The sequence below is a fragment of the Ketobacter sp. GenoA1 genome, from assembly GCF_003671475.1.
In the GTDB taxonomy this organism is placed as follows: Bacteria; Pseudomonadota; Gammaproteobacteria; order Pseudomonadales; family Ketobacteraceae; genus Ketobacter.
Genome location: NZ_RCHM01000042.1, coordinates 122820 through 149066 on the forward strand (window position 1 = coordinate 122820; position 26247 = coordinate 149066).

The window sequence follows — 26247 nt, forward strand, 5'->3', positions numbered from 1 at the left end:
TGCAGAAAAAAAGGAGCAACAGGGTGGCTAGGCGCATTTTCGTTATCTTTCGGTGTTTGTTTTATAGAGTTTAGTTCATGCTTTGGTCTTGTTCGAACGAAGATCCGCAGCTCGAAGAGGGTGCCCGGCGTTCGGCAAATATGACACAGTTTCTGCCCGCCTGTTTCGCGTCATAAAGGGCTTCATCCGCCTGGGAAACCAATGATTCACCGGTTACTTTCTCACCTTTGACCATGCAACTTACCCCCAGACTGATGGATACCGGGATCAGCTCGCCCTCAACGGAGAAGGGCATTTTACTGATCTGGTCGCGCAAACGCTCTGCCACGGCCATGGCCCGCTGTGGGCCGGTTTCGGGTAACATGACACAGAATTCCTCTCCCCCATAGCGGGCAACACAGTCCACCGCGTCACGGATATTCTCACCCAAAGACGTTGCAATGGCCTTAAGGCAGTCATCGCCCACCAGGTGGCCGTAAGTATCGTTGAACTGTTTAAAGTGATCTACATCCAGCAGTATGATGGAAAGATCGTGTTGATAGCGGCTGCAGCGGGTGATTTCTTCGTGCATGACCCGATCCAGATAGCGGCGGTTTTTCAGGCCGGTTAGCTGATCCGTATCGCTCAGTTCGGCCAGTTGTCGATTCAGTGTTTCCAGCTCCCGGGTGCGTTCCTGCACCCGGGATTCCAGCTCTTCTGTGGTTTGTTGCTGGATGCGCAACGCCTGCTCCCGGGCATGGCGTGTTTCCCGCTCTGCCTGCAGGGCGTTGTCCTGGGCGTCTGATCGCAGGCGGCGTTCTTCATTGATGCTTTCCGCCAGTGCGAAAGAGAGCAGTATCACCTCGATGCTGGAACCGATTTGTAGCGTGTTTTCGGTGATCAGATTGGTAGGGATCAGGCCCAGCTTGTTCAGCCCCAGTGAAATGCCCCCCAAGAGAAAGGCTGACCAGCCCACGGTGTAGTACTTGGCAGATAAACCACTGCGATTCCACATGATCATGCCAAACAACAATCCCATGGTGCAGGATACTGTGGTGGCGGGAATCAATATGCTGATGATCAGTTGATAGTCCACCACATGAGACAACAGCAGTAGCAAAACGATACTGCCCTGTTGTATCCGAAATAAAAGGGTGGCCCACCGGCCCAGTTGCTTTATTTTCAGAAAGCTCTCAGTGAACAACGCACCAAACAGTACCGCCAGACACAGGGGCCAGATGATGGCCAAATCATTCCATTGCGGGTGGTTGGGCCACAGATATTCAAAGCTGAAACCTTTGATTCCGGCAATGAACATGGGAAGGCTGAACGCGAAGCACACGTAAAGGATGAAGTTTTTTTCCCGCACCGCCAGAAATACAAACAGGTTGTACACGGTCATCACGATCATGACGCCAAAGTAAAACCCCTGCAGCAGGTTTGCAGTGCGGTCCTGGCGGTAATATTCCTGAGGTTGCCACAATATCAGCGGCACCTGAAGCGCACTGCTGGTGCGAACTTCGATATAGACTGACACCTGACCCTGGGCAGGCAGAGTGATGGGGGCGAGAAAATTGTGTGACTTAATGGGGCGATGATCAAAAGGCAGGGCGTCGCCCATGACGAAAACGTCGATCTTGCCATTCCAAACCATATGAACGGCCAGATGATCCAGCCCGGGATACCCCACTTCCAACAGGTGCCTGACCTCCTCGGGGCTTGTGTTTGCAAGGTTAAAAGTGAGCCACCAGGTGGAGGTGCTGTACCCCATGGAAAAGGTGTTGTCGCCGTAGGCTTGCCACTGGCTGCCGGGGAGCGCCAGAATATCCTGTAGATTCAGGCTGTTACTGTTGTCTTCCAGATAACGGGTTGCACTGGAGAGATTGATGGGGCCAGCGTGCTCGCTGTCGATGGTAACGGTCGCCAGGCAAGGTATTGAGAGCAGAAGTAACAGGGCGGCCAATAGGGGCATCTTAAACCGTTTTCATACCTCGATATTATTTTAGTTAAGTGTAGTTCAAGGACCTGAAATGTAACTTGATCCTATAAATTGTTTCCTCCTTGTTCCAATGGGGTGTAATGCTGTGAAACGGTATTGTGGTTATAAGTCTCAGGCGTATTATGACAATCACAACAACAAGAAAAACAGAGGGTATTCGACATGAAAGCATTTGCTCTTGTAATTCTGATCTCCGCACTGGCCGTAATTCTTGTTCGTGGCGCATTCCATCTCCTTATCGTTCCCTTTATATCCGCAAGTTGCGAGGCGGATTAGCCCTTGCGGGCCCAGTAAACCGGGCCCCGCTTTTTTCTTAGAGCGCTGAATTTGCTATGCTTTTGCGTACCTAATACTCCCTGCGGAAAGCGCCGGCATGTCTTCGTCTGATTCCACCACTGTTGTTAACCAGTATCTGGATGCCTGTTGGCTGGAAAAGGGGCTCAGTGACAACAGCCTGGACTCCTATCGACGGGACTTGTGTTCCTATGCCGAATGGCTGACTAAATCGGGTACGCCCGGGTTGTTGCTGGCCACAGATCAGGATCTCAATCGCTATCTCGCCCACCGTTACCAGTGCCGGTTCAGTGCCCGATCCACGGCGCGCTTCCTGTCCGTTATCCGTGGTTTCTGCCAGTATTGCGTGCGTGAATCCCTGATGGCGCAAGATCCTACCTTGCGGGTTGAGATGCCGAAGCTGGGTAAGCCGTTACCCAAAACCATGAGTGAGGCGGATGTGGAGGCCCTGCTGGCTGCACCCAATCTGGATGAGCCCCTGGGCTTGAGGGACAAGGCCATGTTGGAATTACTCTATGCCTGCGGTTTGCGCGTCAGTGAGTTGGTGGCGCTCAGCACCTATGACATCAATCTGCGTCAGGGTGTTATCCGGTTGATGGGCAAGGGCAGCAAGGAGAGGCTGGTGCCCATGGGTGAGGAATCGATCACCTGGTTGTTGCGCTACCTGAAAGAGGCCCGCTTGAGTCTGCTGGCGAATCCGGAAAGTGATGTGTTGTTCCCCAGTAATCGCGGTACACAGATGACCCGCCAGACATTCTGGCATCGTGTTAAACATTACGTGGCTTTGGCCGGAATAAACACTAAGGTGTCCCCCCACACGCTGCGTCATGCTTTCGCAACGCATTTGTTGAATCATGGTGCGGATTTGAGGGTTGTGCAGTTGTTACTGGGGCACAGCGACCTTTCCACCACCCAGATTTATACCCATGTTGCCAAACATCGCTTGCAGGAAATGCACCGGCAGCATCACCCAAGGGGCTGAGTTCTTGCCGGTGGCGGGAATTTTGCCTCTGACAGGCTGGAACTTGTGGCCTATCTTGGGTTCTAATACCCCAGCGTTATGGCATTCCGGAATTCAGAGAGAGAGCAATGTTAAGAGTATTCATGATGATCGCAGCGGCCCTGTCCGCGTTGCCGTTGGTTTCGCATGCAGCGGATGATCAGGACGTAATCAGGAACACCTTCGCTGCCCGCTTCCCCCAGGTTAAGATCAATACGATTGATCAATCCGGTGTGCAGGGCATATACCAGGTGGAGACCAGCAGCGGTGAACTGCTGTATGTGTCGGCAGACAGCAAATTTGTGTTCACCGGAGATTTGCTCAACATTGGTGGCGCGCAGACGGTGAACGTCAGCGAGAACCACCGCAGTGCCAAGCGGTTGGACGCGTTGAATAACCTGCAGGACACTGACCTTGTGGTCTATCCGGCCACGGAGGATGAGAAAGGGGAGGTGTTGGTGTTCACTGATACCAGCTGCGGTTATTGTCGAAAATTCCACACTGAGATCAAAGCGATGAATGATCTGGGTATAACCGTCAAGTATGTAGCCTGGCCACGCTACGGATTGCAGTCCCCGGCGGGGCAGACAATGGTCAACGTCTGGTGTGCCGAAGACCGCGAAGCCGCCATGACCAAGGCCAAGTCCAATGAAACGGTTTCAGCGCCTGCCGGTAAGGTGTGCGAACAGAATACCATTCAGGACCAGATCAATCTCGGGCATCAGATCGGTGTGCGCGGTACACCGGCTGTGTTTTCCAAGGACGGCCGTCAACTGGGTGGTTATATGAAGGCCGGGCAATTGGCTCAGCAGCTGGGCCTGCAATAGTCCGTTCCTGGCCCGCCGGCAGCGGTGGGCCATAATTCTCCCCTCCGTCTCCATTGACGATCCTGCGTCACATCAGTATTGTTCACACTCTTTGCATTCCGGCCAAAGTTAGTAACCATTTACACGCGGTTGAAGGTGTCCTGTGACCGAATTTTCCCGAATCCAACGTCTCCCTCCTTATGTCTTCAATATTGTTGGGGAATTGAAGAAGCAGGCCCGGTCCCGCGGCGAAGACATCATCGATTTTGGTATGGGCAATCCGGATCAGCCCACCCCGCAACATATTGTGGCGAAACTGGTGGAAACCGTGCAGCGTGGGGATACCCACCGTTACTCGCAATCCAAGGGGATTCCCCGTCTGCGCAAGGCCATCAGCGATTGGTATCAGCGCCGCTATGGGGTTGAAATCGATCCAGTGGACGAGGCCATAGTCACCATCGGCTCGAAGGAAGGCCTGGCGCACCTGGCGCTGGCCACCATGAGCACCGGGGATACGGTGCTGGTGCCCAATCCATCCTATCCGATCCATCCCTACGGGTTTGTCATTGCCGGCGCCGATATACGCCACGTCTCCATGACGGCCAATGTGGATTTCTTTGCGGAGCTGGAAAAGGCCATTCGGGAGAGTTGGCCAAAGCCCAAGATGCTGGTGCTGAACTTTCCCGGAAATCCCACCGCCCAATGTGTGGAATTGTCGTTCTTTGAGCAGGTGGTGAACATCTGCCGTGAGCACGAAATCTGGCTCGTTCATGACCTTGCCTACGCCGATATTGTTTTTGATGGTTATCAGGCACCCTCAGTGATGCAGGTGCCAGGGGCCAAAGACATTGCGGTTGAGTTTTTTAGTTTGTCGAAAAGTTATAATATGCCCGGCTGGCGGGTCGGATTCTGCGTAGGCAATCCGACGTTGATCGGAGCACTGGCCCGCATCAAGTCCTATATGGATTACGGCACGTTCACACCCATCCAGGTGGCGGCCATTGCGGCGCTGGAGGGTGACCAGCAGTGTGTGTCTGACATCAGAGACATGTACCAGCATCGCCGGGACGTATTGTGTGATGGCCTAAATGCCATAGGCTGGCAGGTTGAGCGACCCAAGGCCACTATGTTTGTCTGGGCGCAGATCCCGGAGCCATTTCGTCACCTCGGTTCGCTGGAATTCAGCAAGCTGTTGCTGCAGGACGCCAAGGTGGCGGTTTCCCCCGGTTTGGGGTTTGGAGAATATGGGGACGATCACGTGCGCTTTGCATTGATCGAGAATGAGCAACGAATCCGGCAGGCAGTGCGGGGCATCAAGCGCCTCCTGCAGTCGGTATAATTCAAAAATAAAAGAGGTAAGGCAGTTGAAACCGGTTAACGTGGGTATTGTCGGTCTGGGCACCGTAGGCAGTGGAACGTTTAATGTTCTGAGTCGCAATTCAGCAGATATTGCGCGTCGGGCGGGGCGTGAAATCGCCGTCACTCATGTCGGGGCACGGCGTGATAATCCCAGTGTGGATACCACCGGTGTTGCCGTATCGCGGGATATTTTTGCCGTGGTCACTGACCCCAATATTGATATCGTGGTGGAGTTGATCGGTGGCACCACGGTGGCATTCGAACTGGTGATGAAAGCCATCGAAAACGGTAAGCATATCGTCACAGCCAACAAGGCACTGATCGCTGAACACGGTAATGAGATCTTCGCGGCAGCGCAGGAAAAAGGCGTGAATGTGGCGTTCGAAGCCGCTGTTGCAGGCGGTATCCCCATTATCAAGGCCATCCGTGAGGGCCTGTCTGCCAACCGTATCGACTGGGTTGCCGGAATCATCAACGGCACCGGCAACTTTATACTGACGGAAATGGCGGAGAAAGGCCGTGAGTTTGATGATGTGCTGAAGGAAGCCCAGGCTTTGGGCTACGCCGAGGCCGATCCTACCTTTGATGTGGAAGGCATTGATGCGGCCCATAAGTTAACGATCCTGGCTTCCATAGCCTTTGGTATTCCACTGCAATTCTCCAAAACTTACACCGAAGGCATCACCAATATCACCCGCGAGGATGTGTCCTATGCGGAAGAGTTGGGGTACCGCATTAAGCATCTGGGGGTGACCCGCCAGACCGAGAACGGAGTGGAACTGCGGGTCCATCCCACCTTGATTCCGGAAAGCCGACTGATTGCCAATGTGAATGGGGTTATGAACGCCGTCATGGTGCAAAGTGACGCGGTGGGGCCAACCTTGTATTACGGCCCCGGTGCAGGCTCTGAACCCACCGCCTCTGCCGTAGTGGCGGACGTGGTGGACGTGGCCCGGGCACTGACCACCGACCCCAACAATCGTGTGCCCCATCTGGCATTCCAGGCGGATTCGCTCAGTGACGCGCCGATCCTGCCCATTGAAGATGTGGTGACCGGGTTCTACCTGCGCATGCATGTAAAAGATCAGCCCGGTGTGCTCGCCAAAATTGCGGCCGTATTCAGTGACGCCGATATCAACATCGAGGCGATCATCCAGAAGGACCAACCGGATGCCAGCAGCCCGGTACCACTGATCATGATTGTACGCCAGGTACTGGAAAGCAGGATGAACACCGCCCTGGATCAGATTCGGGCCTTGGATGTGCTGGCTGACGATGTTGTGCGCATTCGACTGGAAACCCTGGACGGCTGATGCCGGCAACCGATTTAAAATTTATTACGCTTACTTTTTTGGAAACTGAATCATGCCTAGTAAACGCTACACCGGACTGATTGATAATTATCGTGACTATCTGCCTGTTCATGACGATACCCGTCTGATCAGTTTGGGCGAAGGCAAAACCCCGCTTATCCGGCTGAATAATATCCCTCGCCTGATCGGCAAAGACGTGGATATTTACGTTAAGTATGAAGGCTTGAACCCCACCGGTTCCTTCAAGGATCGAGGCATGACCATGGCCGTCACCAAAGCGGTGGAAGAGGGCAGCAAGGCCATCATCTGTGCCTCCACCGGGAATACATCGGCCGCTGCGGCTGCCTATGCCGCCCGTGCAGGTATCACCGCGTTTGTCTTGATCCCGGAAGGCAAGATAGCCATGGGCAAGCTGGCGCAGGCCATGATGTACGGTGCCGTTACCCTGCAAATCCGCGGTAATTTTGATGAAGGCATGCAATTGGTGAAGGACGTGGCCCAAGAGGCACCGGTGACCATTGTGAACTCCATCAATCCTTATCGCCTGCAGGGCCAGAAAACCGCTGCCTTCGAAATTGTGGAAGAGTTGGGCGCAGCACCGGATTATCACTGTCTGCCGGTGGGTAACGCCGGTAACATCACGGCCCATTGGATGGGTTACACTGAATTCCAGAAAGCCGGTATTGCCAACAGCGCGCCGAAAATGGTGGGTTATCAGGCTGCCGGTGCCGCCCCTTTCCTGCGCGGTGCCATGGTGGATAATCCGGAAACCGTCGCCACCGCTATCCGCATCGGCCACCCACAAAGCTGGGATAAAGCCTGGAATGTGCAGAAAGAATCCGGCGGCTGGTTTGATGAACTAACGGATGACGAAATCCTGCAGACCCAGCGTATGCTGGCTCAATCAGAAGGTGTCTTTTGTGAGCCGGCCTCGGCGGCGTCTTTGGGCGGGGCGATCCGGGACGTGAAAAGCGGCAAAATCCCGGAAGGCAGCAAGATTGTGTGTACGCTGACCGGCAATGGCCTCAAAGATCCGGATACTGCGATCTCTCAATGCCAGAACGCAGTGATGGAAACCATTGATGCCAAACTGGTTTCAGTGAAAGAAAGTATTCTGCGTAACATGCAGTAAGAAAGAGTGCAGTAAGCACAGTGCAGTAAAGTGCTCTCCGGGGAAGTCAGCGAGCTTGCCCGGATTTTCCACTTACCCTGGAAGCCATCCGCTCGTTGAGGACGACATCGCCATCTATGAAACGCGTAACCCGTCGCAACCCGGCCGCACGCTCTCAGTTCTCCCCTGATATTCCATCCCTCCTGCAGCGCATCTACGCTAATCGCGGACTGCAAAGCGACCATGACGTGGATCTGGCACTGAAAAACCTGTTGCCCGCCAGTGAGTTGAAGGGGCTGGAGCCGGCGCTGGACCTTTTGGTGTCGGTATTGGAAAAGCGCCAGCGCATTTTGGTGGTGGGCGATTTTGATGCTGACGGCGCCACCAGCAGCGCGCTCAGTGTGCTGGCGTTGCGCAAACTGGGGGCCGCGGCCGTGGATTACCTGGTTCCCAATCGCTTTGAGTACGGATATGGACTTACGCCGGAAATCGTGGCGGTGGCTTTGCAGCGCAGTCCGGATCTGATCCTCACGGTGGACAATGGTATTTCCAGTATTGAGGGTGTGAAGGCAGCCAAAGCGGCCGGCATCAAGGTGCTGGTAACGGATCATCACCTGCCGGCGCAGGTGCTGCCCATTGCCGATGCCATCATTAACCCCAACCAGCCTGGCTGTGCGTTTCCCAGCAAAAATCTGGCCGGTGTGGGGGTGGCTTTTTATCTGATGACCGCGTTGCGGACCCGGTTAAAGCAAATAGGCTGGTTTCAGCGGCAGGGGCTGGCAGAACCCAATATGGCGGATTATCTGGATATCGTGGCGTTGGGTACCGTGGCCGACGTGGTGCCACTGGATCACAATAACCGCATACTGGTGCATCATGGCCTGGCCCGTATGCGGGCCGGCCGCTGCCGGCCTGGCATCCAGGCGTTGGTGAGTGTGGCCAAACGCCGCTTGTCCAATCTGGTGGCCACCGATCTGGGATTTGCGGTGGGGCCGCGATTGAATGCGGCGGGCCGCTTGACCGACATGTCCAAGGGCATCGAGTGCCTCCTGGTGGACGATCCCGCCGTGGCCAATCGTTATGCCGCTGAGCTGGATCAATTGAATCACGAGCGTAAGTCCATTGAAGGGGACATGCAGCAGCAGGCCCTGGCCGCGCTCAAGCAATTGCAGCTGGGTAAGCAATCGGAATTGCCCTGGGGGCTATGCATCTACAAACGGGACTGGCATCAGGGCGTGATCGGAATTCTGGCTTCCCGCATCAAAGAGCGCTTCCATCGCCCCACGATTGCGTTTGCCCCTGCCGATGGGGGTGAAATCAAGGGCTCGGCCCGTTCCATACCCGGCTTCCATATCCGTGATGCCCTGGATGCGGTGGCCAGCCGCCACCCTGGTTTGATCGTGAAGTTCGGGGGGCACGCCATGGCGGCTGGTCTGAGCATACGTGAGCAGGATCTTGAGGCTTTCCAGGCCGCTTTTGATGCCCAGGCGCACCGTCTTTTGCAGTTGGATGACCTGACGGGTGAGCTGCACAGCGACGGTGAGTTGTCCGAGGCGGATATCGACCTTTCCGTCGCGCAGATGCTGCGTCAGGCGGGGCCGTGGGGGCAGGGTTTTCCTGAGCCCTTGTTTGATGGGCGTTTTGAATTGCTGGATCAGCGCATTGTGGGGGAGAAACATCTTAAGCTCTCAATTGGCTTGCCCGCCAGCAAACGGGTGGTAGACGCCATCGCCTTTAATGTGGACCTGGATAAATGGCCCAACCGCAAGCTCAAGCAAATCTATCTGGCGTACCGCCTGGATGTGAACGAGTTTCGGGGTGTCCAGAATGCCCAGCTTATGGTGGAACATCTCGAGCCCGCCTAGCGTTCTGACCGAGGGTAGCTGCATCCCCATGGGGCCACTGTGCCCCTAAATGTGCTTCATTTAGCATCCGTTTTGCGTGAAATTACCAAAACCACACTATCGGTAGGAACTTCTTCACAAACTTCCTTTTCCGCCCTGTTCAATTCTCAATCAGCACATACACTGGGTAAGGTAACAGTTTGTAACTAAAGTCTGTGCTTTGTAACAAAACGCGAAAGGAATGCAAAAATGAATCAGCTGCTCAGTATTCGAAGTTTTTTGGTTGTCATCCTGGGGCTCATTTCAACGCTGGCATCAGCCCGCACTATCAGTGATCTGGATGCCGTCCACAAAGCGGCGGTACAGCGCACATTGGTGATGCGCATTGCCAAGGATCACTTACAGATGGCGGCTAACGTGGATTACCAGGCGGCACGGGCCGGATTGGACGCCAATGTGGAAGAATTTGAATTTTTACTGGGTCAGCTGGAACATAACTCCCCGAATTCAGCGATCAATCAGCGGGTGCTGGACGTGAAGCAGCATTGGGGTGCATTGCGGGCGGCCGTCACCCTGAGTCCGAACGGGGGCAATGCGTTGGACGTGCTGGAGACCGCCGATGATCTGTTATTGAAAAGCGATCTATTGATGCGGGACTGGCAGGCAAGATTGCCCCATCATTATGGTGATCGAGTAGATCTGGCCCAGCAGCAAAGTATGTTGTCCGAACGCATCAATGTCCTGTACCTGGCGCAATACATCGGGGTTGATGCCGGCTGGGTACACGATGAAATGAATCACACCGTGGCCGCCTATGAGCAGGGTATGGAAGCGTTGCGTCTGGCCTCCCATGATGCCGCGATTGATCCATTGATCGTAGCGCAGCTGTCCAGTAACTGGGAATACGCCAAGCTGGGGCTGGAGCAGTTCAGCAATGGCAAGTACGTTCCCGTGGTGATGAGCGTAACGTTGGACAGCATGGTTAAGCAGACCAACACACTGGCGGCGGCGTACCATATCCGCGATCGCATAGCGCTTAACGGGGGCCGTGTGCTGGCACAGACCGGCTTGGCCGCCAATCTGTCCAACTGAGTTTCTTCAGTCAGGCAACCTCAGCAAAACAATAAGCCCCGCAGGGATCAGCGGGGCTTATTGTTGGTTTAGGCTTTGTATTATTAACGCCCTTTGAACACCGCCTCACGGCGTTCCACGAAAGAATTGACCCCTTCGGCGGCGTCTTCGCTTGCCATCACCGGTTTCAGGTCGGACATAAACTGCTTCACGCAGGCATCCTGATCGTGTGGGTGGGCGGCACTGAAGCGCGTTGCCTTCAACACACCCTGCACACCCAGCGGAGCCGCTTTGGCAACACTGTGCGCAATTTCCATGGCCTTGTTGAACTGCTCACCGGGCTCCACCAGCTCCTGGATCATGCCCCAGCGATAGGCTTCCTCGGCGCTCCAGCGTTCACCGGTAAGCAGTACACGTTGGGCGTTACCCCAGCCCGCTTCCACCGGTAGACGCAGGGTGGCGCCACCACAGGGGTACAGGCCACGCTGCACTTCCAGCATCTGGAATTGAGTGTCGCGGGCGGCCACCCGAATTTCAGTGTTGAGCAGGATTTCCACGCCCCAGGTAAAGCAATAGCCCTGGACCGCAATTATAACCGGCTTGTTGTGGCGATCGCCGGTTAGCCCCATGGGATCGATTTCGTCTTCTGCCACCGGGAAGGCGTTGCCGCTGCCGAAAATGGGTGCCCATTTATCCAGCTCTACACCGGCAGTGAAGTGTTTCCCCTCCGCATACAAAACGGCCACCCGCAGCTCCGGGTCGCTGTTCAGGCGTTTCAGGGCTTTGCCCATATCGTGATACATCTCAGGCGAGAGTGCGTTGTATTTTTCCGCGCGGTTGATGCGGATAAGCAGAATGTGTCCCTCAGTGCTGGTCTCAATATGTGCCATAGCGTCCTCGTTCATTTAGTGCTTTCGTTGTTGGTCGGGGCCTGGAATCTTTGCCGGGTTCAAACTCTGCCGGGTTCAAAAGTAGTCATTGTGCATGGTGCGGCAGGTGTCGTCTGCGCTCTGCAGCAGGTTACTCCAGTGCTGGATTTTGGGTAACTCCCAGCGGAAGAAAAAACGGCAGGCGTGGAGTTTGCCGCGGTAAAACTCTGCGTTGGTGCCGCTTTTCAGCCCTTTCATTGCCGCGCTAGCTTGCCATAGCCATAGCCAGGCCACAACGACATGGCCGCTCAGGCTGAGAAAGGCAGACGCATTGGCCAGGCCAATATCAGGCCCTTGTTGCTGTAACTGCTCACCGACAGATTGTGTGGTGGCATTCACCAGCAGTAACGCCTCCTGCAGTTGTTCACTGTACGGGGCCAGATCGGGAAACTCGGCGGCCTGTTGCAGTGTGGCCTGTATCTCCCGCAACAGGGTTTGCAGGCCCAGGCCATTGGATTGCCATAACTTGCGGCCCAGTAAATCCATCGCCTGGATGCCATGGGTTCCTTCGTGAATGGGGTTCAGTCGGTTGTCCCGATAGAGCTGCTCCACCGGGTATTCTCGAATATAACCGGCGCCACCTAAGATCTGTATCGCCAGGGAATTGGCCTTGGGGCCGAACTCGGAGGGCCAGGATTTGACGATGGGGGTAAGCAGGTCGAGAAGTTCCTGCAGGGGTTTGCGCTGGTCTTCGTCAGCACAGGTTTCAATGCGGTCGATGAGGTGGTTGGCATACAGGCACAGGGCAATCGCCCCTTCAGTGTAGGATTTCTGGGCCAACAGCATCCGCTTCACATCAGCGTGCTCGATGATGGGAATCGGTTTGGATGCCGGGTCTTTGTTGCTGGGGTGGCGGCCCTGTGGCCGTTGCCGTGCGTATTCCAGTGATTCTGCGTAGCCGCGGTACCCGATCACGGCGGCACCCAGGCCCACACCCACCCGCGCTTCGTTCATCATCATGAACATGTATTTCAATCCCTGGTGGGGCTCCCCGATCAGGTAACCCACACAATTATCCTGTTCACCAAAATTAAGCACTGTCGAAGTGGTACCTCGATAGCCCATTTTGTGCAGCAGCCCGGCCAGTTGTACATCGTTGCGTTGTGCCGGGTCGCCGTTGTCATCCACCAGCCACTTGGGCACCAGAAACAGGGAAATTCCTTTAACCCCCGCCGGTGCTCCTTTTATTTTCGCCAACACCAGATGCACGATATTGTCGGTAATGTCCTGATCCCCTCCGGAAATGTACATCTTGTTGCCTTTGACCAGGTAGTGACCTTGTTCCGTGGGTGTGGCGTAGGTTTTGATGTCCGCCAACGAGGAACCGGTATCCGGTTCGGTGAGGGCCATAGTGCCCGCCGCCCGCCCACTGCGCATCAGTGGCAAATACAGGTTCTTCAGCTCGTCACTGGCAAAGTGGTGGATGAGATTGGAGGCGGCCATGGTCAAAAACGGATACGCAGCACTGGAGGCATTGGCGGCGGTCACATACCCGGAACAGGCCGCGGCCACCACGTGGGGCAACTGCATCCCGCCCGCATCGAACTCCAGGCGGGCGGTTAACAGCCCCGAATTGACATAGTGCCGAAACGCCTCTTTCACTTCGGGTATGGTGTGTACCTGTTCTCCATCAAACCAGGGTTCTTTTTCATCGGCCAAATGGTTGTGAGGTGCAAAATACTTTTCTGCCACTTGTTCTGCGGTGTTCAGGGTCTGGTTGAACGTTTCCCTGCTGTGATCGCCATAGCGGGGCGTGTGGAGCAGGCTATCGGTGTCGAGCATTTCATACAGGCAAAAATCCAGGTCCTGTCGTGATAGCAGTGGCATGTTTCCCTCCGTGTCCTATTCAATGGCGTGATGCAGGCCGGTAAAAAGGCAATCATATTTGCATTGTTGGCCTGAGTGTGTAATTGTCATTTATGACTAATACAGGGCTAAATTAGACAGTTATGATTAAAGTACGCATCCTCGGTTTTGACTATGCTTTTGCCACTTCGATCACCGGGGTGATCGACCTGCTCTCCACCGCCGGTACGGCATGGAATTACTTTGCCGGCAAAAGTATGGAACCCAAGTTTGATGTGCAGTTGGTAAGCAGGGGAGGGCGTTCCATCCGCTGTCTGAATAATATTGTAATCAATGCTCACTGCGGTTTTGAACAAATTGGCGACGTGGATGTGCTGTTGGTGCCCTCCATTGGTGGTGATGTGGATAAGGCACTGGATACCAACAGTGACATCATCGCCCTGTTGAAAGAATACGTTAAGCGGGGCACACAAATCATCAGTAACTGTACTGGCGCGTTCTTTTTGGCCGAGGCAGGCATTCTGGATGGCCGCAAAGCCACCACCCACTGGGCCCACGCCGATCGTTTCAGGGAGCGCTACCCTAATGTGCAGTTGGTGCCGGAGCAGCTGATTACCACCGATGGACAGGTGTTCTGCTCAGGGGGTGGAACCGCATGGTTTGACATGGCGTTATACCTGATTGAATTGTATATCGATCATGAAACCGCTATCGAATCCGCCAAAGCCATGGTGTTGGATACCGGACGCCATTCACAGCTGAGCTATTTTGCCACCCACCAGAACAAATATCATAGCGATGAGACGGTGAAAGCTGTGCAGGAATGGGTGGATGAGCACTACGCCGAGGACTTTTCACTATCCTGGCTGGCGGAGCAATACGCCATGAGCCCGCGTACTCTGATTCGCCGCTTCAAAACCGCCACCGGCGAATCACCACTGGCATACCTGCAAACGGTGCGCATTGAAGTGGCCAAAAAGTATCTGGAGATCAGTGCCCAGACCATCGCTGAAATCACCCAGAGAGTGGGTTACGAGGATGTGTCGTCTTTTTCCAAAATGTTCAAACGCAAAGTGGGGTTGTCGCCACGGGAGTATCGAGGACGTTTCAGTAAATCTGCGATTTAGAGTGTCCTTGAAGCAAAAGAATGCGCCGGAAGCAGACCGAAGAAAAGGGACTGTAAAGAATGATCCCGGCTGTCTATAGTTAATCTATAGCAGACAGTGGTTACGCAATTCTCAAGCTATAGTTTAAGCTTAAGAATTTGAATATAAATCAGTTTATTCCATTTTGTTCTGGGGCTTTGATGTTCTCTGTTTTCAGTGCCGGTGCGCTGCGCCTGATCGTCGGTCTTCTAATTGCGCTGTGGCATCACAGTGTGCTGGCGACGGCCGCGCTGAACATCACTGACAACCGGTTTGAAACATCCGGCATAACATCAGGCATTGCCTATTTGCGTGATGCAACCGGGCGCTTGACCCTGGAAGATGCCCATGCTGACTTGTCCTGGATAGAGCTGGAAAACGGAATTCCCTATCTTGGGTATGATACGGCTGCGCACTGGCTGCGTTTCAGGTTGATCAACAGCACCCAAGAGCCGGTTGACGGGATGCTGGAGATTGCTTATCCCTCTCTTGATTCGATCAGTGTTTTCCATGTGACGGGCACGGCACCCGGGTCTGAAATAGTGCTGTCCCAATATGTGTTGGGGGATACCCTGCCGTTTTCGGAGCGACCCATCTCCAACCGGCATTTTGTAACGCCGGTTCCCCTGCAGGCGCAAAGCCAGACGATCATTTACCTGCGAATTCAATCTGAAAACACACTGATTGTGCCACTGCGGTTCTGGACCCGTGAAGCCTTTTACCAGATCGGGCAACGCAACCTGATCGGGCAGGGGCTGTACTTCGGCGTGCTGTTGGTGATGGTGCTCTACAACCTGTTCATTTATGTCAGCGTGCGGCATCGCTCCTATCTCTATTACGCCGGCGCGGTGGCCGCGGTGGGGCTGTTTATGGCAGCCCTGCAAGGCATCGGGTTTCAGTATCTGTGGCCGGATCTGCCCTGGATCAATAACCGAATCCTGATCCTCAGTGTCGCGATCTACGGTGTGTGTGCTGCCGCCTTCACGTTATCCCTGTTGTATCTGAAATCCAAGAGCCTGCCTCATTACCGCATGGTGCGAGCGGTGGCGTGGCTGTTTATCATGGTGGGCGGTAGTGTGTTTGTTGTAGCCTATGAATACGCTGTTATATTCGCGGGTGTGGTGTGCATCTTAAGTGCGGTGAGTGGTGTATTGGCAGGCAGGGCAACATTACGCAAAGGCCAGATTCAGGCGCGTTATCTCATCCTGGCGAACATTACCATTTTGATCTCTGGCCTTATTTTTATTGCCAATAAGTCCGGGATCATGTCATTGAACTGGTTAACCGCGAACATTCTTCCTGTTGGGTTCATGTTTTTGGTGGTGTTGTTTTCCTTTGCGTTGGCGGATCGCATTAATCAGGAAAGGCGTCAGAAGTTTGCTGCCCGCAATCAGGCATTGCGTAATGAACAGCGGGCGCACGACGAACATGAGCGCTTTCTGCAGGCACAATATGAAGCCAAAGTTGAAGAGCTGAACGCCAATCGGAAACTGCATGAGCAACGGGCCGACAGCCGGGCCAAGAGCGAGTTTCTGGCCACCATGAGCCATGAGATTCGGACACCCATGAATGGTGTGCTGGGAATGGCGGATTTGCTGCAGGATTCAGATCTGAATCCACAGCAAATTCAATACCTGGATGTGATCAAAAAATCCGGCAGGTCGTTACTGAACACCATCAATGACATACTCGATTACTCCAAAATTTCTGCCGGTAAGATGGATCTGGAATGGATTGACAGTGATCTGCTGCCGTTGTGTGAAGAGGTGGGATCCCAGTTCCAGGCCATTGCCAGACGTAAAAAGCTGGAATACTTTATCGTGCTGGAGCCAGGGTTGCCCGCCGCTATTCAGTGTGATCCCACCCGCTTGAAACAGATCCTTTGGAATTTGCTGGACAACGCGTTCAAATACACGGAGCAGGGCTCCGTGTTGCTGCGGGTCCGAGCGATCGATACTGCTGATCCGAATGCGCAACGCGGGCGACAAAAGATCCGCCTGCGGTTTACCATTGAGGATACCGGAATGGGTGTCCCCAAAGAAAAGCTGAAAACCCTGTTCAGGCCTTTCGAGCAGGCGGACACATCTTTCACCCGTGACTTTGGTGGGGCCGGCCTCGGCCTCGCCATCAGTCAGCATCTGGCAGGCTTAATGGATGGGGAAATCCAGGTGCAAAGTGAACAACAGGCCGGGAGCCAGTTTCATCTGAATCTGTGTTGCCTGCCGGTGCAGCCCCGCGCGGCGGTGCCGGCTACCGATACTGCAATGCTGGAAGGAAAGAAAATACTGCTGGTTGGCCCGGCGTCGCGCTATTTGGAGGAGGCCACCCGGGCATTGTTGGGCTGTGGTGCTGTTGCGCGCTGCGTTGACTACCCTGGGGAGGCAACCGAGAAGGTCACCGATGCCGCTTTGCATTCGGCCCAGGATCTGGTGGCGCTGTGTTTGGAGCCGGAACAAGAGGTGACGGTGTTTGCCGCGAAAATCCACCCGTTCACAGCAGCTTTTGCCGACTTGCCGCTATTGCTGTTGGCCCCTTTTGGTTGGGCACCGGTGGCGGATGAGTTACGGCAATTGGGGCTGACTCATTGGTGCCCGCGGCCGCTGGTGGTGCAGAAACTGGCGTCGATGGTTGCCGATACCCTACGGGGCAGCCTGTTATCCGACCAGCCGCTTGAAGGGGAGCCTGCGGCCGTATTGCATTCCGGATACGCAGGCAAACGTGTTCTGGTGGCAGAAGACAACCATGTGAATCAGATTGTGATATCCCGAATGCTGGATAAACTGGGGCTGGCTTACGACCTGGTCTCTGATGGGCGACAAGCCCTGGATCGTCTGACGCGGGATTACCAGGCTTATCACCTGGTGTTGATGGACTGTGAAATGCCGGTGATGAATGGGTTCGATGCCACGCGGGCGTTACGACAGCAGGAATCCAAGCTGCGTGAACACAAGCCGGTCATTGCCCTTACGGCCCACGTACTGAAGGAGTTCAAACAGAAAGCCCGTGCCATGGGCATGGACGATGTGCTGGGCAAACCGCTGGAATACGATGCGTTGGAGTCCATGATGCGGACCTATTTGCTGGTGGGGGGCAGCAGCGCATAACTATGGCTGGATACTGATTGCATTGACCGGTAAAATACGCGCCTTTCGTCTTGAATAGCGTATTTTTCGGATAACCGACCATCATGGAAATTAATCCAATTCTCAATAAAATCAAAGACCTTCAAGCGCGCGGTGACGCGTTGAGGGGGTATCTTTGACTTCGATCTCAAATGTGAGCGTCTTGACGAAGTCAACCGTGAGCTAGAAGATCCCACTATCTGGAACGACCCGGAGCGGGCACAAGAGCTCGGACGTGAGCGGGTTGCCCTCGATCATACCGTCTCCACCTTGAAAAACCTTAAAACCGGGGTCAGTGATCTGGCTGAACTGCTGGACATGGCAGTGGAAGAAAGTGATGAATCCGCCGTGGCGGAGGTGGATGCCGAGCTGGACAAGCTTGAGGCCGATGTGGCCAGGCTGGAGTTTCTGCGCATGTTCTCCGGGCCCATGGATGCCAGCAACTGCTACCTGGATATTCAGGCCGGGTCCGGCGGCACCGAAGCTCAGGATTGGGCCAATATCCTGTTGCGGATGTACCTGCGCTGGGGCGAACGGGCGGGTTTCAAAACCGAGTTGATCGAAGCTTCAGATGGTGACGTGGCGGGTATCAAGAGTGCCACCATCCATTTTCAGGGTGAATACGCCTACGGCTGGCTGAAAACCGAAACCGGCGTGCATCGGCTGGTGCGTAAATCGCCTTTCGATTCCGGCAACCGCCGGCATACGTCCTTTGCATCGGTGTTTGTCTCGCCCGAGATCGATGACAATATTGAGATTGATATCAATCCTGCAGACCTGCGTATTGACGTCTACCGGGCCAGTGGTGCCGGTGGTCAGCACGTTAACCGAACCGAATCAGCCGTGCGGATTACCCACCTGCCCTCAGGCATTGTCACCCAGTGTCAGAACGACCGATCCCAGCACAAAAACAAGGATCAGGCCATGAAGCAGTTGCGCGCCAAACTGTATGAAATGGAGATCCAGAAACAGAATGCCGAGAAACAGGCCATGGAAGACGCCAAGTCGGATATTGGCTGGGGTAGCCAGATTCGTTCTTATGTACTGGATCAGTCCAGGATTAAGGATCTGCGTACCGGTGTCGAAAGCTCTAACCCCAACGCGGTGTTGGATGGAGACCTGGATCAGTTTATTGAGGCCAGCCTGAAGGCTGGATTATAAATAGTAAGTGAAGCGAAAAAAGGCATCACCATGACAGATAAGCAGCAACAGCCGATTGAGCAGGACGAAAACAAACTGATTGCCGAGCGGCGGGCCAAACTGGCCAGCAAGCGGGAAAAAGGCAACGCGTTCCCAAATGGTTTTCGTCGTGAGCACTACTGTTCTGAACTGCAGGAACAGTACGGTGAGAAGAGCAAGCCCGAGCTGGAAGCGCTGGCCATTCCTGTCAAAGTGGCAGGCCGGGTGATGCGAAATCGTGGCGCCTTTATCGTGATTCAGGACATGACCGGCCGCATTCAGCTCTACGTTGATCGCAAAGGTTTGTCGCCGGAGGTGTTGGAAGACATCAAAACATGGGATTTGGGTGACATCGTCGGTGTGTCCGGCCCTTTGCAAAAATCCGGAAAGGGCGACCTCTATGTGCACATCGAGCAATGTGAGCATCTGGTGAAATCGTTGCGCCCCCTGCCCGACAAGCACAAAGGGCTGGCGGACCAGGAGCTGCGTTATCGTCAGCGCTACGTGGACCTGATCGTCAATGAAGAGGTGCGGGACACATTCCGAATCCGGTCTGCCGTGGTGGAAGGCATTCGTGACTACCTGCGGACCCGTGGTTACCTGGAAGTGGAAACCCCCATGATGCAGGTGATTCCCGGTGGCGCAACGGCGCGGCCGTTCAGCACCTACCACAATTCGTTGGATATGGAGCTTTTCCTGCGCATAGCACCGGAGCTGTATTTAAAGCGCCTGGTGGTGGGCGGTTTTGAACGGGTGTTTGAAATCAATCGCAACTTCCGCAATGAAGGTCTCTCGACCCGCCATAATCCGGAATTCACTATGGTGGAGTTCTATCAGGCCTACGCCGATTACAAGGATTTGATGGACCTGACGGAAGATATGTTGCGTACCATCGCACAGGATGTATTGGGCAAAACGAATGTGGAATACCAGGGTGAGACCTATGACTTTGGTTCGCCCTTCACCCGGATGACGGTGTTTGACTCCATCCTGCATTTTAATCCGCAGTTGAGTGCGGAGGATTTGACTGGCCTGGAAGCGGCTACTGCGGTGTGTGAGAAGCTGGGTATCCCGGTTAAGCCCGGCTATGGTCTGGGCAAGCTGCAAATCGAAATCTTTGAGAAAACGGTCGAACACCGACTGAAGAATCCCACTTTCATCACCGAGTACCCTACGGAGGTGTCGCCGCTGGCGCGCCGCTGTGACGATAATCCCTTTGTGACAGACCGGTTTGAGTTTTTTGTGGGCGGGCGTGAGATCGCCAACGGCTTCTCGGAGCTCAATGACCCTGAAGATCAGGCGGAACGTTTCAGAAAGCAGGTGGAAGAAAAGGATGCCGGTGATGATGAAGCCATGCACTTTGATGCGGATTACATCGCGGCGCTGGAATACGGTATGCCACCTACCGCCGGTGAAGGTATTGGTATTGACCGGCTGGTGATGCTGTTTACCGATTCGCCTTCCATTCGCGATGTCATTCTGTTCCCCCATATGAGGCCACAAGCCTAAGCTTCTGCATCGGGTTCTGCTACGCTTACTTTATGAATGAGGCTGACCTTGTAAGTAAAGTAACGCGGAACCCGTTGATACCTGCCATTCTTTCCGTGCTGCGGCGGAATGTGCAGCGTGGCAGTGGTGAAAACTTCGGTATTCATCATCTACTGTCGGCGCTCGGTTGCCACCCCGGCTTACAAAATCTGGATCCGAATCCCGAGCTCGCTCTGTTTAAGAAAAACTTTCTGATGATGAACGGGTTGTACCAGTTGCAACAATCCCTGTGGGAAGATGAAGGCCTGGTTCTGGCCATCGCAACGCTGAACATTCAGCTGAACCGTCCGGCAACGGATTGCGCTACTGTGTTACCGGAAACAGCAGATCCAATGCGCGACTACTACCTGAACTGGCAGCATTACGCCGAGACCAGCTGTGACGATGTGGTGACGTTGCTGAACGGGTTTTGGCAATGGCAGCCGGCCCAGGGGCGTGATGAAGCCCTGCAGACACTGGATCTGGGGCCGGGTGCGTCTGCTGAGCAGGTGAAGCAGCGCTATCAGCGTCTGGCCAGTGAGCACCATCCGGATAAAGGGGGGGATCCCGAGCGTTTCATGGCCATACGGCAGGCCTATGAGCAGTTGAGGCTATAATCTGCGGACAAAAAAAGCAGGCCCAGGGGCCTGCTTTTTCGAGATCTGATCTGATACGACTAGATTAGATCGCGACGATGTTCTCAGCCTGAGGACCTTTCTGGCCCTGAGTAACTGTGAACTGTACACGCTGACCTTCAGTCAAGGTACGGAAACCGGAACCTTGGATGGCGCTGAAGTGGGCGAATACATCGGGGCCGTTATCCTGTTCGATGAAACCAAAACCTTTGCTTTCGTTGAACCACTTAACGGTACCAGTAGTAGTTGACATAGTCTTATCCTATTTAAACATTTGTGTAGATTGCCTAATCAGGGCGTTTAGCTGAGAAGAGATGGTGTTACTTATGATTAAAAGGACGAGGTTCTACTGATGGGACTTCGTAACGATTGAACATAAATATCTAGCCGTACTTTCCTAGCTAATGTTGAGCATATACGGATTAGGAGGAATGTCAACGATTCTATTTTGGAGCATTCAGGCACCCTGCTGGTGCATGTTTTCTGTGCCTGCTTCAGGTGAAAAAAACTCATAAAATTCATTGGTTTGTAATAATAATGAAGCAACGTGAAAACCCCTTTGATCAGTTGAATAGCCCCCTGTTGACCGACCGTGGTTTGAACCTGCAGGCGGCCTTTTCGGTGGCAGCGCTGCCGGCGGAAATCAGCCGCCAGGTTGTCGAAATTGTGGGCGAAATGGGAAAGGCAGGATGGTTGTTATTGCTGGGAAACGGCGGTAGCCGATTTTGGGATCAGCTACCTGAACGTGCCTGGGATCAGGCTCAGCCACTGGACCAGCAGGCAGTGGAAATCACCGAACAGTATCTGCAGTCTGAGTACCCTGGCCGTCAATATAAGGTGCTGTACCCCTCCGATGCGCCGGTTGGGCTGCAGCAGTTGGGCAAATTGGCGGGCTGGCATTACGATTCGCCCCTAAAACTGGGTATTAATCCTGTGTTCGGGCTCTGGTATGCGTATCGGGCGTTATTCTGGGTTGAGGGTGAGCCGCCTGTCACCGAGTGCCCGCAGATGGAATCGCCCTGCGGCAGCTGCCGGGAAAAACCCTGTATCGCGGCGTGCCCTGCCAATGCGCTGTCGGCGGATTTTCCTGAAACGCACAAGCAGCTTGAAGCCTGTATCGATTATCGTCTGCTGCGCGAGTCGCCCTGTCAGTCCAATTGCCTCGCCAGAATGCGTTGCCCGGTGCAGAAGGAGCAACGCTATTCACAACAACAACTTAACTACCATTATCGGCAATCCTACCAAACCATTGTGCGCTGGCGTTCCTGAGGCGTTTTTGTTTCATGCCCGCAACACTGGTAAACTGAGGGAAATTTCGCATATGGCGGATTTTACGAGGTTTGATTTGACTTCCCGAGTTGGTTCAGGCGTCGCACAATCATTTGAATGACAAGAGAGGAATGAGTATGGAGATCCAGAAAGGCCGGGTAGTTGGAATGCATTACACGCTGCGCAATGAAGAAGGCGAAATCATTGATACCTCTGAGGGGCGTGAACCACTGATGTTCCTGCAGGGCTATGGCAACATCATCCCCGGTTTGGAATCCGAACTGGAAGGCAAGAAAATGGGGGATGCCATGGATGTCGTGGTGGAGCCTGAAAATGGCTATGGTGTTCGTCACGAGCAGTTGGTGCAAACAGTGCCCCGCGAAGCATTCCAGGGAGTGGAAGATCTGCAGATCGGGATGCAGTTCCAGGCTCAGACTGAGCAGGGGCCGGTACCCATTCGTGTTGTTGAGATCGAGGGTGAGGAAGTCACCATCGACGGTAACCACGAGCTGGCCGGTGTACGGTTGCACTTTTCCGTCAGCATTGAAACAGTACGTGATGCTTCTGAAGAAGAGCTGTCCCATGGGCATGTTCACTGATTCAGCGCACTGATCCTCGGCACAGATCAGATGAAGCCCGGGCAGGTATCCCGGGCTTTTTTGTGGGCGGAATCTAGACGACAAGCGGATATCAAGCGGGTTCGATACCATTGCAAAGCAGTATAAACCGGGTTCAAGGAGGTGCTATGAATCCACTTCATATCTCAGCAGACGATATCCGTAACATGGAACACCGGTTTCGGGTTAATTTCATCAACGGTTTATCCGGCTACAAAAGTGCGAATCTGGTGGGCACGGTGGACAGCCAAGGTGCCACCAATCTTGCCATCGTCAGCTCCGTGGTACACCTGGGTGCTGATCCTGCGCTGATGGGGCTGGTGACCCGGCCACGATCAGTGGCTCGCCACACCATTGAGAATCTTGCGCAGACCGGTGTGTACACCATCAATCATGTGGTTGATGCCATTGTGCCACAGGCCCATCAGACCTCGGCCCGTTATCCGCGTGAAGAATCGGAGTTTGAGCACACCGGATTAACGCCTGCCTGGGTAGTCGGGTTTGCTGCACCCAAAGTGGCCGAAAGCACGTTATCGGTAGGTTTGAGGCTGCGGGAAATCAAGCACCTGGACATCAACGACACCGATTTTGTGATCGGTGAGGTACAGTGGGTGGAGCTGGATGGCCGTGCCCTGGGCGAAGACGGATTCATCGATCTTGTTACCCTCGGCACCGCTTGTGTGTCCGGTCTCGATTGCTATCACTCGGCACCTCCGCGGGTGGGGCGTTTCCATTATGCAAAGCCGGCAAGTAAGCCAACCAGGCGCTGAGGCAGGTTGTAGTCGTGATAGACTATACTGAATCAGAACCAGTCAACGAAAGGATGCCATTGTGATCGTAGCCCCCAAGCCAGAAGACGAAGAGCGAAGGCTGCAGGCATTGCGGGATTATGATGTTCTGGATACCGGAGCCGAAGCTGTGTTTAACGACATCGTGCATATGGTGTCTGCAATATGCAATGTGCCCATTGCTCTGGTGAGTCTGGTAGACGCTGAGCGCCAATGGTTTAAAGCGCGGGTGGGGCTGGATGCGCAGGAAACCAGCCGTGATTTGGCATTTTGTGCCCACGCCATACTGTGCAAAGGGCCTCTCGTGGTTGAGAATACGCTGGATGATGAGCGTTTTGCAGATAATCCCTTGGTAACGGGCGAACCAGGCATTCGTTTTTATGCCGGAGTGCCGTTGCGTACCCCTGAAGGGTATGGCATGGGTACGTTGTGCGCCATCGATACCAAACCCCGTTCATTGGAACCCTCGCAGCTGCAATTGTTGCAATTGTTGGCAACCCACGTGATCAATTTGATGGAGTTGCGTATTCGCTACCGGGATTCCGTGTTGCTTGCCAACGAGCTTTCAGAAAGCCGCAAGCAAGTGCTTGAAATGGCCCAACACAACAGGCGTTTTCTTGCCAATTTGAATCATGAACTCAGAACACCTTTGAATGCCATCGTGGGTTTCAGTGGTCGCCTCAGTCGACGCCTGGAACAAGAACAGGTTCCGGATTATGTTCGGGAGGGGGTGCATGCCATAGAGAAAGCATCCGGGCATCTGAGCCATCTAATCGGCGACGTGCTTGATCTTTCCAAATTGGATGCCGGGAAAATGCAGCGTGTGGACACACTGTTTAACGTGCGTGACCTGATCAACGAAGTGGTTTTGCTGAATGACGAAAGGGCCAAGAAACATGATATCAGCTTGACGCTGGAATTATCCCCATCCCTGCCAGAGTGCCTGCGTGGGGATGCTGGTAAGATTGGTCAGGTGCTGATGAATATTGTTTCCAACGCTGTCAAATACACACCGTCCAACAAGTCAATTAAGGTGGCTGCCCATTATGCTGAGCCAATGTTGACGATCAAAGTCGAGGATGAAGGTGTCGGTATCGCTTCGGATGATTTGGAAAAGATATTCTCAGAGTTCGAACAGATCAGTAACCCTCTTTCCGATCGGGATGGTGGTACCGGGTTGGGCTTGGCGATTGTCAGTCGAATTATGGAACTGTTGGATGGAAAGGTGAACGTTGAGAGCACTTTAGGGCAGGGCTCTTGTTTTACACTTTCGTTTCCTTTGCCGGCTTCCGCTACACCATAAGCCCTGGTTATAGGCTTATGTTTTCATACTCTATTAAATACACTTAAAAAACCTGTCACGCTTATCTTTCTTACTATACTCAATTAAACACACCATATTTCTGCAGTGATGCGTGTGCAGGAAGCAGTATGGATTTCACTGTTGTAGATGGTGTAGTGCATGAGTATTGTGATAAAGGCATGCCTGTTCGGTGCCTTGATCTGTTCACACAGTGTTATGGCTTTTGATTGGTGTGGTCCGCTGTTTGTTTCTCCTGGAACAACACAGACCAACTATATGATCGTTAATGGAAAACTACGCAGTTACGGGCTGTACGTTCCGCTCAAGTCTCATCTGGATTCTCCCCTGTTATTGAATTTTCATGGTTTTGGTGCGAACAGTTTAGCTGAATCGCTGGGTTCCTGTTGGCGCCGCACCGCAAATCGTGAAGGGATGATCGTGGCCTATCCGCAGGGAATGAGCCTGGTTCCGGCCTGGGGAGCGGGCGACTATTGTTGTTTCGGTGGCTCCGATAACGACACCGAATTTGCACTGCAGTTAGCCTCGTGTCTGACCCGTCCACAGACACACAAACGTAACGTATATGTTGATCCAGAAAGAATTTATGCAGTGGGGCTATCCAACGGCGGTGCCATGGCCGGTCGGCTCGCCTGCGAACATTCTGACGTATTTGCAGGGGCAGTGGTTACCTCGCAGAGTTTTCCATTTGCCACCATCGAGCAATGCCGGGCGGTTGACGCTGCGGGAAAGCAGAAGCGCGCGGTACCCATTCTGGAAGCAAGAGGGACGGTGGATGTAATCGTACCCTACATTTTCAGTTGGGGGTGGTCGGTACCGGCCAGGCAGAGCCTGAATCGTTGGCAGTCTGCCATGGGCTGCCGGGGGCCTGCTGTATATGAGGACCTCTGCGATCGGCCTGGTAGTGGGCCTGAATGTGAATATGGGTTCAGTTGGTGCGAATCCTATCACGATTGTGATGGGGGGGCGGTGGTATCCCAATGCACGCTGATTGACGGCCATCTGTTGTATCAGAACAATCAGGATTATAACGTTTGTGATGATGGATGGTTTATGTTGGAGCAGTATGAACAGCTGAATCAGTAGTCAAATTGTATAGGGTTGAATATAGTAGTGAGTATTCTGAATCGTTA

General features: G+C 53.9%; 21 protein-coding genes. 17 read left to right on the forward strand and 4 right to left on the reverse strand.

The genetic code is table 11. The features are described from left to right. Window positions 1-70 precede the first annotated feature (70 nt). Entirely contained in the window at window positions 71-1951 is a 1881-nt protein-coding gene (locus D9N13_RS14655) for a diguanylate cyclase (protein WP_290591641.1), read from the reverse strand. 400 nt (window positions 1952-2351) lie between these two features. On the opposite strand from D9N13_RS14655, the gene xerD reads away from it, so the two are divergent. The 7 genes from xerD (at window position 2352) to D9N13_RS14690 (ending at window position 10797) form a co-directional block, all read left to right on the forward strand. Then, window positions 2352-3254 (forward strand): site-specific tyrosine recombinase XerD, encoded by a 903-nt coding sequence (gene xerD, locus D9N13_RS14660; protein ID WP_290591643.1) that lies wholly within the window; start codon window positions 2352-2354, stop codon window positions 3252-3254. 122 nt (window positions 3255-3376) lie between these two features. Next, window positions 3377-4099, forward strand: coding sequence for a thioredoxin fold domain-containing protein (locus D9N13_RS14665; protein WP_290591645.1), 723 nt, complete (start codon window positions 3377-3379; stop codon window positions 4097-4099). Between the two features lie 142 nt (window positions 4100-4241). Next, window positions 4242-5417, forward strand: a complete 1176-nt coding sequence (gene alaC / locus D9N13_RS14670; RefSeq protein ID WP_290591647.1) for an alanine transaminase — start codon at window positions 4242-4244, stop codon at window positions 5415-5417. A gap of 25 nt (window positions 5418-5442) precedes the next feature. Beyond that, on the forward strand, window positions 5443-6750 hold the full coding sequence (locus D9N13_RS14675) for a homoserine dehydrogenase (protein ID WP_290591649.1): 1308 nt from the start codon (window positions 5443-5445) through the stop codon (window positions 6748-6750). 52 nt (window positions 6751-6802) lie between these two features. Further along, window positions 6803-7882 (forward strand): threonine synthase, encoded by a 1080-nt coding sequence (thrC, locus tag D9N13_RS14680; protein ID WP_290591652.1) that lies wholly within the window; start codon window positions 6803-6805, stop codon window positions 7880-7882. A 116-nt stretch (window positions 7883-7998) separates the two neighbouring features. Next, window positions 7999-9726: a single-stranded-DNA-specific exonuclease RecJ gene (gene recJ, locus D9N13_RS14685; protein WP_290591654.1), complete on the forward strand. Its 1728-nt coding sequence runs from the start codon at window positions 7999-8001 to the stop codon at window positions 9724-9726. 228 nt (window positions 9727-9954) lie between these two features. Continuing rightward, window positions 9955-10797 carry a hypothetical protein gene (locus tag D9N13_RS14690; RefSeq protein WP_290591656.1) on the forward strand — a complete coding sequence of 281 codons (843 nt, stop codon included), beginning with the start codon at window positions 9955-9957 and terminating at the stop codon, window positions 10795-10797. 83 nt (window positions 10798-10880) lie between these two features. Here D9N13_RS14690 and D9N13_RS14695 read toward each other — a convergent pair whose 3' ends face one another. Further along, window positions 10881-11666, reverse strand: a complete 786-nt coding sequence (locus D9N13_RS14695) for a crotonase/enoyl-CoA hydratase family protein (RefSeq protein WP_290591658.1) — start codon at window positions 11664-11666, stop codon at window positions 10881-10883. 75 nt (window positions 11667-11741) lie between these two features. Then, the gene (locus tag D9N13_RS14700) at window positions 11742-13532 is read right to left on the reverse strand and encodes an acyl-CoA dehydrogenase (protein WP_290591660.1); all 1791 of its coding nucleotides are present in this window, start codon (window positions 13530-13532) and stop codon (window positions 11742-11744) included. Between the two features lie 122 nt (window positions 13533-13654). Between D9N13_RS14700 and D9N13_RS14705 the strand changes: the two genes are divergently transcribed. The 5 genes from D9N13_RS14705 to D9N13_RS14725 all read left to right on the forward strand — a co-directional run bounded on the left by D9N13_RS14705 (window position 13655) and on the right by D9N13_RS14725 (window position 21101). After that, window positions 13655-14638, forward strand: coding sequence for a GlxA family transcriptional regulator (locus tag D9N13_RS14705; protein WP_290591662.1), 984 nt, complete (start codon window positions 13655-13657; stop codon window positions 14636-14638). A 179-nt stretch (window positions 14639-14817) separates the two neighbouring features. Beyond that, window positions 14818-17760, forward strand: a complete 2943-nt coding sequence (locus D9N13_RS14710; protein ID WP_290591664.1) for a hybrid sensor histidine kinase/response regulator — start codon at window positions 14818-14820, stop codon at window positions 17758-17760. Between the two features lie 80 nt (window positions 17761-17840). Beyond that, window positions 17841-18939 (forward strand): peptide chain release factor 2 gene (gene prfB, locus D9N13_RS14715; RefSeq protein WP_411268181.1). Its coding sequence is split into 2 segments (ribosomal slippage): window positions 17841-17915 and window positions 17917-18939, totalling 1098 coding nucleotides; the frame shifts between segments, so codons are not numbered across the junction. A gap of 30 nt (window positions 18940-18969) precedes the next feature. After that, window positions 18970-20466 carry a lysine--tRNA ligase gene (gene lysS / locus D9N13_RS14720; RefSeq protein ID WP_290591667.1) on the forward strand — a complete coding sequence of 499 codons (1497 nt, stop codon included), beginning with the start codon at window positions 18970-18972 and terminating at the stop codon, window positions 20464-20466. 32 nt (window positions 20467-20498) lie between these two features. After that, a complete protein-coding gene (locus D9N13_RS14725; protein ID WP_290591669.1) occupies window positions 20499-21101 on the forward strand; it encodes a DNA-J related domain-containing protein in 603 nt (200 codons plus the stop codon). 64 nt (window positions 21102-21165) lie between these two features. On the opposite strand, the gene D9N13_RS14730 is transcribed toward D9N13_RS14725, so the two are convergent. Next, window positions 21166-21372 (reverse strand): cold-shock protein, encoded by a 207-nt coding sequence (locus tag D9N13_RS14730; protein WP_101893162.1) that lies wholly within the window; start codon window positions 21370-21372, stop codon window positions 21166-21168. 284 nt (window positions 21373-21656) lie between these two features. On the opposite strand from D9N13_RS14730, the gene D9N13_RS14735 reads away from it, so the two are divergent. The 5 genes from D9N13_RS14735 (at window position 21657) to D9N13_RS14755 (ending at window position 26200) form a co-directional block, all read left to right on the forward strand. Next, a complete protein-coding gene (locus D9N13_RS14735; protein WP_290591671.1) occupies window positions 21657-22388 on the forward strand; it encodes a hypothetical protein in 732 nt (243 codons plus the stop codon). 137 nt (window positions 22389-22525) lie between these two features. Beyond that, a complete protein-coding gene (locus D9N13_RS14740) occupies window positions 22526-22987 on the forward strand; it encodes a peptidylprolyl isomerase (protein ID WP_290593082.1) in 462 nt (153 codons plus the stop codon). 146 nt (window positions 22988-23133) lie between these two features. Continuing rightward, on the forward strand, window positions 23134-23775 hold the full coding sequence (locus D9N13_RS14745) for a flavin reductase family protein (RefSeq protein ID WP_290591673.1): 642 nt from the start codon (window positions 23134-23136) through the stop codon (window positions 23773-23775). A 61-nt stretch (window positions 23776-23836) separates the two neighbouring features. Further along, on the forward strand, window positions 23837-25096 hold the full coding sequence (locus D9N13_RS14750) for a GAF domain-containing sensor histidine kinase (protein ID WP_290591675.1): 1260 nt from the start codon (window positions 23837-23839) through the stop codon (window positions 25094-25096). A gap of 159 nt (window positions 25097-25255) precedes the next feature. Continuing rightward, window positions 25256-26200 (forward strand): alpha/beta hydrolase family esterase, encoded by a 945-nt coding sequence (locus D9N13_RS14755; RefSeq protein WP_290591677.1) that lies wholly within the window; start codon window positions 25256-25258, stop codon window positions 26198-26200. Window positions 26201-26247 lie beyond the last annotated feature (47 nt).